Below are 11913 nucleotides of genomic sequence, written 5' to 3' on the forward strand. Positions count from 1 at the left end.
TATTCACTCAGTTCCCAGCTACCGCTATACTGGAGGAAAGAAAAGGAGTGATGGAGATGCCGCATCAAATCGAATTTACCGTGCGTTCCACGGATCTTGACTTCATCGGCCACGTCAACAATGCGAAATACCTGGATTACATGGAGTGGGCGCGCTTTGACTGGATCTGGCAGACCGGACTCACGCTCGACGAGTTGCAGCGCAGAGCCATCATGCCCGTAGTCGTCAACATCAACATCAACTACCGAAAGGAACTGCGCATTCGCGAGCAGGTCACCGCGCGGACGACAGCCGTGAAGGTAGGGGGAAAAAGCTTCGTCATCAAGCACGAGCTGTTCAATCAGGCGCAGCAGCTGGCGGCAGATGCGGATGTCACCATGGTGATGATTGATGTCCATACTCGGCAGTCGACGGCCATTCCCGTAGAGCTGAGAGAAGCGCTGGAGGCAGAGCTGGCTTTTCCGTGACGATCTTCCTTCTGGCGGTCTTGTTCGGGGGTGTTGAAGCCGCAGGTTTCCATCCCCGAATTGCCGGCTTTTCCGCTACAATAGTGGAGAGAGCACGCTCGAAGCGACGGAGCGGCCGTCAGAGGCAATCCGCAGAGGAGTGAACCAAAATGCCAGCTTTTACGACAATTCTGTTTGACTTGGATGATACGCTGTTCGACTTCTCGGCTTGCTGGGAAAAAGGGATGCAGCAGACAGTCGCGACCCATCCCCTGACGAGCGATTTGGACGGTGCCGCGATGTTGGAAGCGCTGCGGCGGCACGGGGACGATCTGTGGGTCGACGTTATCGCACGGCGATACGACTTCACCCAGTACCGACAGCTGCGGCTGCAGCGCGCGTTGGCCGAGTTTGGCCGCCAGATTAGTGTGGAGGAGGTCGACGACTTTCAGCAGGCGTATGCGGCCGCGTGCATGGAAGCCGTCGAGCCGGATCCGGCCGTGCAAAAGCTGATCGCGCATTTGGCGGGCCGCTATACCCTGGGGATCGTCACCAATGGCCCGGTGGACATGGCTTTTACGAAGCTCGGTCGCCTCGGACTGTCCGACTGCTTTCCGAGGGAGCGGGTGTTTATTTCCGAACTGATCGGATACCACAAGCCGGATCCGCGCATCTTTGCGGCAGTCCTGGACGAGCTGGGGGTGGAGGGCTCCCAGGTATTGTTCGTGGGGGATACGTGGGAGGCGGATGTCGCAGGTGCGATGGATGCCGGAATGTCCGCGGTCTGGATCAATCCGCGGGGCAAACAGCCCGGATCGGCTCACGAGCCTTTGGCGACCATTGAGCGGCTGGACCAGCTGCTAGGGATAGTATAGGAGATAGACACGGCAGATTCACTCATGGAGAACGGGCGCCATTTCCGTGGCGTATCCAGAAAAAAAGCCGATTCCCCGCCATTCAGAGGGGAGATCGGCTTTTTTGTACAAGGAATGGATAAAACTCCTATCGAGTATAAGGGCAACATAGCGAGACTTCGAACACAGTGAGAGAGCGAGACTTGTGCCCTTTGGGTACCGCGGCTCCGCCAAAAGGCATGGCGAAGCCAGGGTTTCTAAGCACTTATTTCGTCTTCTTATGAGAAGTAATCCATACTCATTGCATCGCGTACCTCTTGCATGGTTTCTTTTGCGACTTGTCGTACCTTTTCTGTTCCGGCCATCAAGATTTCATCGATCTTTTTCCTGTCATGCTGATACTTGCTTCTCCTGTCCCTCATCGGTTCCAGCAAATCATTGATGCTTTGCGCAATTTTCCCCTTGCATTCCCTGCATCCGATCTGTCCCTTCCTGCAGCTTTCCTGGATCTCCGCGGAGCCTTCTTTGCGAAAAGCTTGATGATAGGCGTAGATGGGACAAATCTCAGGATGGCCGGGATCGGTTCGGTGAATGCGTGCAGGATCAGTGGTCGCTTTTTGGATCTTCTCCTGGACTTCTTCCCGGGTGGAATCCAAGTAAATGGCGTTTCCGAGGCTTTTGCTCATTTTCTGGCTGCCGTCCAAGCCGACCAGCCGCGGTACCTCTCCTACGAGCGCTTTTGGTTCCAGCAGCACGGGTTTGTACAGCTGGTTGAAGCGGCGGACGATTTTCCTGGTCTGCTCAATGTGTGGCAGCTGGTCTTCTCCTACGGGAACCAGCGTCGCCTTGCAAAACGTAATATCCGCCGTCTGGCTCACAGGGTAGCCGAGAAATCCGTAATACATATCGGAAAAGCCGCGTTCCTTGGCTTCCGCTTTGATGGTCGGGTTGTGGCGCAGGGAATTCACGGTCACAAACATGGAAAAATACGTGGTCAATTCTGCGATCTCCGGGATCAGCGATTGCACAAAAATGGTTGCCTGATCGGGGTCAATCCCTGCGGCTAAGTAGTCCAAGGCCACCTGGCGCAAGTTTTGCTTGATCGATTCAGGGTGTTCGAAGTGAGTCGTCAGCGCCTGCACGTCTGCCAGAATCAGGTACGTTTCATATTCGTTTTGCAAAGACACCCGGTTTTGCAAGCTTCCGACGTAATGTCCAAGATGCAGCTTTCCCGTGATGCGATCGCCTGTCAATATACGTTCTTTCAAGTAGGATCCCCCTCCAAATTTGGCTTGCGACGAGACTGAAGCTTGAGAACCACCAACCATCCTCCATGGACATCACCCCTTTCAAAGCATGCAAAAAAACCTCGCCCGGTAAAGGACGAGGTCATCGTGGTGCCACCTTTTTTAATCGCCATGTGCGATTCACTCTAAAGTACGGCAAGAAACAAAAGCTCTTGCGATACTCCTCTCTTGGTAACGGCGAGAGAATCCCGGCAACGCCTACTCGAGGTTCAGCGCAGCGACTCAGAAGCCCATTCGGTACCAGGTGAGGATCGGTTCGCAGCGACCACCGACTCTCTGAGCCTCAAGCTCTGATACGTACTTGCTCTTCTTCCACGTCATTTTATGGATCCGTTCGATTTTCATTTCCCATTATCATAAGCGGAAACGACCCGGGAATCAAGAGGCAAGCCGCAGCGTAGAAGAGGTGTATGGACGGTTCTTTCACTGTCCTGCCTCCGCCAAACGTCACCCGGCAAAGGAGGCACCATGGGGAGGCGTCGGGAAATTTGCGAGAAAAATATGTCACAAGATGAAGGAATATGTAACTCTTTCGAGAATCGCTTATATGCTGAATATTTTTCCAGCAGTCCGAATAGGGAGGAGCGAGACTTTTGCTCTTACGCATATATCCGATTTTCCTTGCGATTTGTTTTGTGTTTTTGATGATGCCGCAGTCGATTGCGCTGGCGGCGACCCATGTCGAAGTGTCGGTTGATCAGCTGAATGTACGTACAACACCGGATCCGACCAGCCAGATCGTCGGGACCGTCACCAAAGCGACTCGGTTGCCGATCCTCACCCAGAAAAACGGCTGGGCGCAGGTGAAGCTGGCGAACGGAAAAACGGGGTGGCTGGTCAGCAAGTACGTCAAAATGATCGATATCCCCCGCACTGTCTATGTAAAGAGCACCGTAGACATGCTCAATGTGCGGGCAGAGCCCAATGCGACTTCCCAAATCCTGCAGATTATCGACAAAAATGGCGTGTTCCTGCAGGTGAAAAAGCAAGGGGAGTGGGCGCAGATCAAGCTATCCAACAATGCAAACGGCTGGGTCAATGCCCGTTACTTGGCGGAGACGGCAGCGCCCGCTCCGACCCCAGCACCAGCCCCGACCCCAGCGCCTGTGGTCACGCCGCCGATCACGACTGTTCCGGTGCCTGCGCCGGATATACCGCCGGCCACGAGTATTCCGGCACCGGTACCGGAAGTACCGCCAACGGCATCGACCGGTTCCGGCGGTGGACAAGCAATCGGCACGCTCGTACTGACGGAAGGCTATGAAGTGTACGCTCAGCCGGACATTTTGGGAGCAGTCATCGGCCAGCTCGGCAGCGGCACAGTCGTTGATTATTACGCATGGGCCAGCGGCTGGTACACGATCAGCTACAACGGTACGTACGCCTATATCTTCAAGCCGGATCTGGATGTGAGTGCGGTGCCTGCCCCGGCGCCGACCGTCGAGCAGCCAGCGGCCACCATTCCCGGTACGGGAGCTGCGGAGCCGATGATTCGTGTGAAAAACGCCGATACCAATGTGCGCAGCGGCCCCGGAACCAACTATCCGGTCGTTGGCAACGTGCAGCCCGGTCAAACGTTGCCGATCGTGCAAACCGTGGGGGATTGGTATCTGGTCCGGCTCGCGGACAGTTCCACTGCATACATCGCCGGTTGGATCGTGGAGCGGGTACAGCCGGCAGGTAGCCAGCCGGCCGGTGGAACCGACACTACGGGAGTCGGGTACAATCCGGGGATGGTCGGCAACGAGACGGTCTACATTTACCACACGCACAATCGTGAATCATGGCGCAATGTCGCGAGAAACACGCAGGGCACTTCCGTGGATGACCCTGAGATCAACATTACCCTGGTCGGGAAGCGATTGGGTGAGCTCCTGCAAGGAAAAGGGATCCCCGCAGCGGTGAGCCAGGACGACTTCGCCCAGAAGCTGGCGGAGCAAAAGAAAAGCTTCGCGATGTCGTACACAGAATCGTACAAGGCAGTCGCAGCGGCGACAGCCGTCAATCCCAATCTCAAGTACATTTTCGATATCCACAGGGACAGCGACGAACCGCGCAGCCAGGTAGCCATTACGCTGAACGGAAAGACGTACTCCCGCATCCTGTTCGTGATCGGGACGGCCAATCCGACGTATCTGGAAAACAAAAAGCTGGCTGAAAATCTCCACGCCCGCCTGGAAGCCGCCTATCCGGGTTTGTCCCGAGGAATTATTTTAAAAGGGAAGAACGAAGGAAACGGCGTGTACAACCAGAATGTTTCCGATGGGAGCCTCCTGCTGGAATTCGGCGGAACAAACAATACCCTGGAGGAGTGCTACAACACGGCGGAAGCGTTTGCGGATGTGTTTACCAACTACATGCTGGAATCGCAAATCGCGTTCAAGTAGACCGGGTGGAAGCAAAGGGAACCAGCCGAAAATAGAACAACAACCAAACAGTGCAGGCACAATAAAGCGCCATCCCGATGGAACGGGTGGCGCTTTCGCATTTTTCGTGATCGTTAGTGAATGGCTTTCTTTTTAAACTGTCCGCCGCGTACGTCGTGAATGTTGCCCACTGCCAAAAAGGCGCTCGGGTCGATATCCTCGACGATCAGCTTCAGCTTTGCTTCTTCCAGACGGGTAATGATGCAAAAGACCACTTTTTTCTCATCGCCTGTATAGCCCCCTTCACCCCGCAGATAGGTGACGCCGCGGCCCAGACGAGCTACGATGGCATCCCCGACCTCTTTGTGGTTGTCGCTAATAATCCAAACCGACTTGGATTCCTGGAAGCCTTCGATGGTCAGATCGATCATTTTGAATGCAATGTAATAGGCGATCAGCGAGTACATCGCGCGATCCCAACCGAATACGAATCCGGCACTGCCCAAAATGAATAGATTGAAAAACATGACGATCTCACCAACGGAGAAAGGGGTTTTCTTATTCAGCAGGACGGCGACAATTTCTGTACCATCCAAAGATCCTCCATAGCGAAGGACGAGCCCAACGCCAACTCCCAGGATGATTCCCCCGAACACGGCAGCGAGCAGCGGGTCATCCGTCAGCCCCGGAACCGGATGCAGCAGGGTGGTTCCGATGGACATGATTGTAACTCCAAATAGCGTAGATATGGCAAAGGTCTTTCCAATCTGCCTGTAGCCTACAATCAGGAATGGCAAGTTGAGTAAAAATAGGAAAATGCCAAGAGTCCATCTCGTCAAATGAGACAAAATAATCGAAATGCCTACAATCCCGCCGTCAATAATCTGATTGGGAACCAAGAAGATTTCCAGACCTACGGAGACGAGTGAAGCACCGATGAGGATGAAGAAGATTCTTTTCAGCAATTTTCCTAGCGGCAATCTTTGGTGAGTTGATTTGGATATTGGTTGTTCCATCTTTCCCCTCCCAAATATTGATTATTTACATTTTTCATTATAACACTCATTCCAACACGATTCCGGTTGCAAAGTGCAATCTCGACAAAAAAAACCATTCAGATCGACTTTTGCGCATTAATGCGCTTACATTTGGTATTGACTGGAAGCAGGGAGATTGCTATTTTCAAACTATTGAAATAGGAAAGGGGAAGGTTTCGGTGAGTGCCTTTCAAGTAGAGACAGAGATCCTGTCGACATTGGAGCAAGTCTGGTGGGCATGGACGAGGAGCGACCGGATTGTCCAGTGGTTCGCGCCAGAAGCGCATATTGAACCGCGCCTCGGAGGGGCTTTCGAGCTGTTTTTCAACCCTGCCAATCGCGAACAGATGGGAACCAAGGGCTGCCTGATTACCCATTTCGAGCCCCAGGAACGGCTGGGCTTCACATGGAAGGGTCCCGATGATTTCGCGGCCCTGATGAATCACGACGAAGCATTGACGTACGTGCTGGTGTCGATGGCGGAAAGCGAAGGAAAGACCCGGGTCGTCGTCGAGCATTACGGCTGGATGGAAGGCGAGGAGTGGGAGAAAGCCCGCGCCTGGCATCAAATGGCGTGGACGCATGCTCTCGCAAGTTTGAAGAGCGCGATCGAAGAAGGGAAAGGCGACCTTTGCTGCGTCCCCCAGGAAAACGCCGTATAGCGGTCAGCACATGACCAAATACGGACATTCTCCCGCGCCCAAGATGATATCGAGGTCCATTTCTACGGTGGAGCCTTCCCGGGTGATCACGAAAAATTGCTTTCCCAGCTGGTGACGGTAGGAGCGCAGGAGCAGCACAAAGTCATCCCAGTCATCTTGAAGCATGGCGCGATTCACTTCGAATATGACGACTTTGGCCCGTTTTACCATTCGCTCCATCCCGAGGAATGCCTGGTATTCGCCGCCTTCCACGTCCATTTTCAGAAAATCGATGCTTTCCAGTTCGCATAGGTGGTGATCCAGAACGACCGTATCCACGGAAATCGTCTGGATCTCATCAACGTAATGCCGGAAGTAGGACTCGGCATGCGGATGGATAGAGCTGTTGCCCCAAAAGCGCTTGCTCGCATGAAACGTGAGGGTCGTCTCCCGGGAGTAGACGGCTCGCTGGAAGGCACAGACTCTGTCATGGAGATAATTGATTGACAGATTGTCCATCAGGAAGGCATAGGCATGCGGATTGGGTTCATACGCAAACAGTTTCCCGGATGGCCCGATAAGGTGGCCGAGCAGTACGGAAAAATAGCCGATATGGGCGCCGACATCGACGATGGTTTGGCCGGGTTTGACGTTTTGCAGGAAGTATTGGGTAAGGGGATTCTCAAATGTGCCGTTCGCTGCTAGCTCAAGGGAGACGCTGAGATCGTCGGATGGACAGAGGAGCTTGCTCCCGTAAGAAGTCGTTAGCAAAAGCCGGTTGTTCCCCAGATAGACAGATTGATTCACCTTGTTCGACACTCCTTGCTCCCACTCGAAAAATATACTACAAGTTATGTAAGACGAGTCGTTTTCAGACGCGTTTTCCTGATAGATGATCCGTGGCGGGAGTGAGAGAGAAATGATGGTGACAATCGGGCTGTTTCTATTGGCCGGCCTCGCTGAAATCGGTGGCGGCTACTTGATCTGGCTGTGGCTGAGAGAGGCCAAACCGGCAGGATACGGTATTGTGGGCGCAATCGTCCTGGTTTTGTACGGAGTGATTCCGACGTGGCAGAGCTTTCCTTCCTTCGGGCGGGTGTACGCAGCATACGGCGGAGTGTTCATCATCCTGGCCGTTCTGTGGGGCTGGCTGGTTGACAAAAAAACGCCCGACTTGTACGACTGGCTGGGGGCGATCATCTGCTTGATCGGCGTCAGTGTCATGCTGTGGGCGCCGCGGCAGTGAGCGGCCAAACGAAAAGGAGCATCCCTTTTAACGGACGCTCCTTTTTTGTTTGGGCTTATTCGTTTGCAGCCGCTGCTTCTTTGGCGGCAGCCACTTCTTTTGCGATAGCCTGCGGCTGCTTTTCATCCAGATACTCATCCGGCCCGATGATCCCGGCGGCGCGGTCTTGCTTTTCCAGCTCGAGAGCCTTCGGTACGGACAGCCAGTACGAAAGCGCGATGGCAATCACGCCGGCTCCCAGCTTGCCCAGCATCACCGGCAAAATGATGTTCGGCTGGAAGTTGGCCGAGAAGGACAGATGGTCGCCCAGCAGGAATGCGGAACAAACGGCGAAGGAAATGTTGATGACCTTGTCTTTCGGCGGCATCGAACGAACAAGACGGAACATGGCGAGAATGTTGGCGATGGTAGCCAGCAGTCCGGCACTTCCGGTGGAGCTCAGCCCCAGCTTGTTGCCCAGCGCTTCCAGAGGCTTGGCCGCGTAGTTGCGCAGCAAGTAGACCATCGGGAAAGCGCCGGCAAGCATGATTCCGATGTAACCGGCTGTCTCCAGTGCGCGGTATTGGTCTTTCGGATCGGCGATGATCGGATCGAATCCCCAGGCGCCGAACAGGGTAGAGAAGAGCCCAGTGAAGTGCTCCACGATGGAGAAGACGAGCACGAGCTTGATTCCGGCATCCATCACCTTCCCGAAGATCATGAACCCGCGGATCATCAGGTCAGGCAAAAAGCGCAGCCCGGCTGCGATGACCAGGACGAAGATCAAGATCGGCGACAGGTTCAGCAGTACTTGCCCGATGCCGATGGCAAACGCGTATGTGGAATCCGCGTTGGTAGAAATCTCGGCCCGCACCTGCGCATTGGTCAGCGAAAGAATCGCGCTGGTGATAAATGCGCCGATCGGTACCGTCAAGATGCCGGACATGACGCCGAGCGCCATGTACTTGTGGTCGCGCTTGTCGAGCATGGCCAGCCCCATCGGAATGGAGAACACGATCGTTGCCCCGGCCATGAGCCCGACGACCATCGCCATGACCCAGCCCTCGGTCGAGCTCTTCAGGATGTTGGCCAGCTGGTAACCGCCCATGTCAGACGCCAGAATCGCGGTAGCGGCCAGAGCCGGATCCGCCCCGATGGCATGGAAAATGGGAGACACCGCCTTTTCGACGAACCAGGAAATATAGGGAAGGGAGGCCATGATACCGGCTGCAGGCACGAAGATATACCCGGTCGAGTGCAAGCCTTCCATGAATTCCTTTCCAAGCCCCTCGTCGCTGTTGCGGATCGCAGCGACAGCGCCTATGACGGCACACAGCATAATAATGTAAATGATGACACTACCAATGTGTTCCATAGACAACCCCACCTCTTCAAGGATGTAAACAATAAAAGCGCTTAGGTCCCCGCTGAGCGGGGTTATCCTAAGCGCCTTTGCTTATTGGTATGGACTTGTGTGTACTTGCGAAAACAGGGTGGAACCGCTTACAATCTCGTGTAAAAAAGAAAAGTCGGAGAGTCCTACTGAGAATTTCCTATAGTCGGACAATTTATGCCAGAAAGCGCCGTTGCTTTACTCTGCATTCTATCGTGATTATATGGGTAGGACGCGAGAATGTCAACCGCCTGTTTTAGGAAGAAAGTATGAGACAGCCCATGCTGGCAGTACGTGAAAAAACCGCCCCTCCATTCAGAAGGGCGGTTTTTGATAGGCTGATTACAGTTTTACAACGTTCTCAGCTTGTGGTCCACGGTTGCCTTCTACTACGTTGAATTCAACGCGTTGGCCTTCTTCGAGGGTTTTGAAACCTTCGCCTGTGATTGCGCTGAAGTGAACGAATACATCGTTTCCGCCTTCAACTGCGATGAAGCCGTAGCCTTTTTCAGCGTTGAACCATTTTACAGTACCTGTTTGCATGGGTGTTACCTCCAAAAAATAAAATAATATGCAACTTTTATTTGTGGGTAAAATAAAAATTCACACATTGGAAAAGGTTCAAACACATGTAAACCCTTTACAATATGTGAACGCTTTAAAAATCTTTGGTTTAATCACATAGTATCACAGTCGGCAGCGGAAAGCAATCAAAATACAATCGGGAATTGTTCTGCGTAAGGACGTGGAAGCGGCGATGCGACAGGGCTCGGTCGGGGGAAGGATGGAAGAGATCGGCGCATCTTCTCAATCCCTTGCCCGCCTGCGGAAGAGCTGCAAGAGAGTCTTGCCCGGACTGCAACCAAATAAGGGAGAGGTGCCTGTGGAAGGGCAGCTTTTTCTTCGTGCGAAAGATGAACCAAAGCAGGACGCTTCTCATTTTGGGCTCGTGACGTTTCCCTAATTTCGGCAAACTGCGCAAACAGCTTTACATCCGGAGAAAGTAGCGATAACGTTGAGAGTGGAATGAAAGGCAAGAGATAGCAAGAAAGCTAGGGAAGGAGGCATTGCCGAAAATGGATGCGGCAAACAAACAAATGCGCGTGCTGGTCGTGACCTCGGTCGAGGCGGAGCGGGACGCGGTTTTGCGCGGGCTCGGCGAAGACAGCCGGTTTACGGTCGGCATCGGAGGAGTAGGGCCGATGGCGGCGGCAGCCCGGACAGCGAGAATGCTGGCGACTTCGGAACCGTACGATCTGGTGGTTTGCGCCGGAATCAGCGGCGGCTTCGTCGGTCAGGCGGAGGTCGGTTCGCTGGTCGTGTCCGGCGAGATTGTGTGCGCGGATCTCGGTGCGGAGACCCCGGAAGGCTTCTGCAGCCTGGACGAGCTGGGCTTCGGATCTGCTACGGTACCCGTGGATCGCGAGCTGGCCGCGCGTGTAACCGATGCTCTGCGGGCAGCGGGGCTGCCCGTGAAAATGGGAACAGTGCTCACTCTATCGACAGTGACCGGCACCGCCCAGACGGCGGAAGAACTTGCCAGACGGATGCCGGGGGCGTTGGCGGAAGCGATGGAAGGGTATGGCGTCGCTGTGGCGGCACAGGAATTCGGGGTGCCCGTTTTGGAACTGCGAGCGGTATCGAATGCGATTGGGCCGCGCGACAAGTCCGCTTGGCGGATTAAGGAGGCACTGGCTGCCTTGGAGGCTGCCAGCTCCGTATTACGGGAGGGATTACGATGAAAATAGCATTTTCTCCATGTCCAAATGACACATTTGTATTCCACGCCTGGGTGCACGGACTGATTCCGGGTGCACCCGAGCTGGATGTGATGTACGCGGACATCGACATTACGAACCATTTGGCCATCAACACGGAAGGCCCGGAAGTGATGAAAATCTCCTACGCGGCTCTGCCGTGGGTGCTGAATGACTACGCCCTTATTCCGTGCGGAGGAGCTTTGGGCAGAGGGTGCGGGCCACTCGTTCTGACGCAGGACAGCAATGATCCGTCCAAGCTGTCGGGCAAACGGGTAGCTGTTCCTAGCGAACGCTCTACCGCTTACTTGCTGTTCCGCCTCTGGGCAGCGCAAAACGTGCCGGGCGGTGTGGGCGAGATCGTGGTCATGCCTTTCCACGAAATCATGCCGGCTGTGCGCGACGGGAAAATCGACGCCGGACTGGTCATTCACGAGGCCCGTTTTACCTATCAAAACTACGGCTTGACGCTGATGCAGGATCTGGGAAGCTGGTGGGAGTCCGATACGGGGCTGCCGATTCCGCTGGGGGCGATCATCGCTCGCCGCTCCATGGATCTCGAGGCCCTCGCCAAATGGACCCGGGCTTCCGTGGAATACGCATGGGCTCATCCGGAGGCTTCCAAGGACTACGTCGCGAGCCACGCGCAAGAGATGGCGCCAGAGGTGACGCAAGCGCACATCGATTTGTACGTAAACGAGTTCACGAGAGATTTGGGCGAAGACGGGTATGCTGCGATCGAGGCTCTGCTCTCCCGCGCGGCAGACGAGGGGCTCGTCCCGAAATTCGACCTGGCTCTTCTGCGCTCCTAAGTCAAGTCATGTGATCACGAAGGATACTCTGTAACACCTGCCAGGCAGATGTTACAGAGTATTTTTTTGTACAGA

General features: G+C 54.5%; 12 protein-coding genes and 1 other annotated feature. Of the genes, 7 read left to right on the plus strand and 5 right to left on the minus strand.

Going from position 1 to position 11913, the window contains the following annotated elements:
* Positions 1–56 precede the first annotated feature (56 nt).
* The gene (locus tag RGB73_RS05515; RefSeq protein ID WP_310769883.1) at positions 57–467 is read left to right on the plus strand and encodes an acyl-CoA thioesterase; all 411 of its coding nucleotides are present in this window, start codon (positions 57–59) and stop codon (positions 465–467) included.
* Between the two features lie 149 nt (positions 468–616).
* On the plus strand, positions 617–1321 hold the full coding sequence (locus tag RGB73_RS05520) for an HAD family hydrolase (RefSeq protein WP_310769885.1): 705 nt from the start codon (positions 617–619) through the stop codon (positions 1319–1321).
* 257 nt (positions 1322–1578) lie between these two features.
* On the opposite strand, the gene trpS is transcribed toward RGB73_RS05520, so the two are convergent.
* Positions 1579–2568 carry a tryptophan--tRNA ligase gene (gene trpS, locus RGB73_RS05525; protein ID WP_310769887.1) on the minus strand — a complete coding sequence of 330 codons (990 nt, stop codon included), beginning with the start codon at positions 2566–2568 and terminating at the stop codon, positions 1579–1581.
* Between the two features lie 108 nt (positions 2569–2676).
* Positions 2677–2931 (minus strand) — a binding site (T-box leader).
* A gap of 269 nt (positions 2932–3200) precedes the next feature.
* Here trpS and spoIIP point away from each other — a divergent pair.
* Positions 3201–4994: a stage II sporulation protein P gene (gene spoIIP, locus RGB73_RS05530; protein ID WP_310769889.1), complete on the plus strand. Its 1794-nt coding sequence runs from the start codon at positions 3201–3203 to the stop codon at positions 4992–4994.
* A gap of 113 nt (positions 4995–5107) precedes the next feature.
* On the opposite strand, the gene RGB73_RS05535 is transcribed toward spoIIP, so the two are convergent.
* On the minus strand, positions 5108–5989 hold the full coding sequence (locus tag RGB73_RS05535; RefSeq protein WP_310769891.1) for a YitT family protein: 882 nt from the start codon (positions 5987–5989) through the stop codon (positions 5108–5110).
* Between the two features lie 200 nt (positions 5990–6189).
* On the opposite strand from RGB73_RS05535, the gene RGB73_RS05540 reads away from it, so the two are divergent.
* Positions 6190–6672, plus strand: a complete 483-nt coding sequence (locus tag RGB73_RS05540; RefSeq protein ID WP_310769892.1) for an SRPBCC family protein — start codon at positions 6190–6192, stop codon at positions 6670–6672.
* A gap of 3 nt (positions 6673–6675) precedes the next feature.
* On the opposite strand, the gene RGB73_RS05545 is transcribed toward RGB73_RS05540, so the two are convergent.
* Entirely contained in the window at positions 6676–7458 is a 783-nt protein-coding gene (locus RGB73_RS05545) for an FkbM family methyltransferase (protein WP_310769893.1), read from the minus strand.
* Between the two features lie 112 nt (positions 7459–7570).
* On the opposite strand from RGB73_RS05545, the gene RGB73_RS05550 reads away from it, so the two are divergent.
* Positions 7571–7897, plus strand: a complete 327-nt coding sequence (locus RGB73_RS05550; RefSeq protein ID WP_310769895.1) for a YnfA family protein — start codon at positions 7571–7573, stop codon at positions 7895–7897.
* Positions 7898–7952: 55 nt separating this feature from the next.
* Here RGB73_RS05550 and eutH read toward each other — a convergent pair whose 3' ends face one another.
* Together eutH and RGB73_RS05560 are read right to left on the minus strand one after the other, a co-directional pair.
* Complete coding sequence (eutH, locus tag RGB73_RS05555; protein ID WP_310769897.1) at positions 7953–9251, minus strand: ethanolamine utilization protein EutH; 1299 nt, start codon at positions 9249–9251, stop codon at positions 7953–7955.
* Positions 9252–9611: 360 nt separating this feature from the next.
* On the minus strand, positions 9612–9812 hold the full coding sequence (locus RGB73_RS05560) for a cold-shock protein (RefSeq protein WP_005830059.1): 201 nt from the start codon (positions 9810–9812) through the stop codon (positions 9612–9614).
* 533 nt (positions 9813–10345) lie between these two features.
* Between RGB73_RS05560 and RGB73_RS05565 the strand changes: the two genes are divergently transcribed.
* Positions 10346–11011: a futalosine hydrolase gene (locus tag RGB73_RS05565; protein ID WP_310769901.1), complete on the plus strand. Its 666-nt coding sequence runs from the start codon at positions 10346–10348 to the stop codon at positions 11009–11011.
* Positions 11008–11838: a 1,4-dihydroxy-6-naphtoate synthase gene (locus tag RGB73_RS05570; RefSeq protein WP_310769902.1), complete on the plus strand. Its 831-nt coding sequence runs from the start codon at positions 11008–11010 to the stop codon at positions 11836–11838. Before RGB73_RS05565 ends, RGB73_RS05570 begins: the two co-directional genes overlap by 4 nt.
* The last annotated feature ends 75 nt before the right edge of the window (positions 11839–11913 follow it).

This window comes from Brevibacillus brevis, assembly GCF_031583145.1.
GTDB lineage: Bacteria > Bacillota > Bacilli > Brevibacillales > Brevibacillaceae > Brevibacillus > Brevibacillus brevis_E.

Coding starts and splice junctions, on each gene's coding strand:
- RGB73_RS05515 (WP_310769883.1), top strand. CDS start 57: ATGCCGCATCAAATCGAATTTACCGTGCGTTCCACGGATCTTGACTTC.
- eutH (WP_310769897.1), bottom strand. CDS start 9,251: ATGGAACACATTGGTAGTGTCATCATTTACATTATTATGCTGTGTGCC.
- RGB73_RS05550 (WP_310769895.1), top strand. CDS start 7,571: ATGATGGTGACAATCGGGCTGTTTCTATTGGCCGGCCTCGCTGAAATC.
- RGB73_RS05520 (WP_310769885.1), top strand. CDS start 617: ATGCCAGCTTTTACGACAATTCTGTTTGACTTGGATGATACGCTGTTC.
- RGB73_RS05560 (WP_005830059.1), bottom strand. CDS start 9,812: ATGCAAACAGGTACTGTAAAATGGTTCAACGCTGAAAAAGGCTACGGC.
- RGB73_RS05565 (WP_310769901.1), top strand. CDS start 10,346: ATGGATGCGGCAAACAAACAAATGCGCGTGCTGGTCGTGACCTCGGTC.
- RGB73_RS05570 (WP_310769902.1), top strand. CDS start 11,008: ATGAAAATAGCATTTTCTCCATGTCCAAATGACACATTTGTATTCCAC.
- RGB73_RS05535 (WP_310769891.1), bottom strand. CDS start 5,989: ATGGAACAACCAATATCCAAATCAACTCACCAAAGATTGCCGCTAGGA.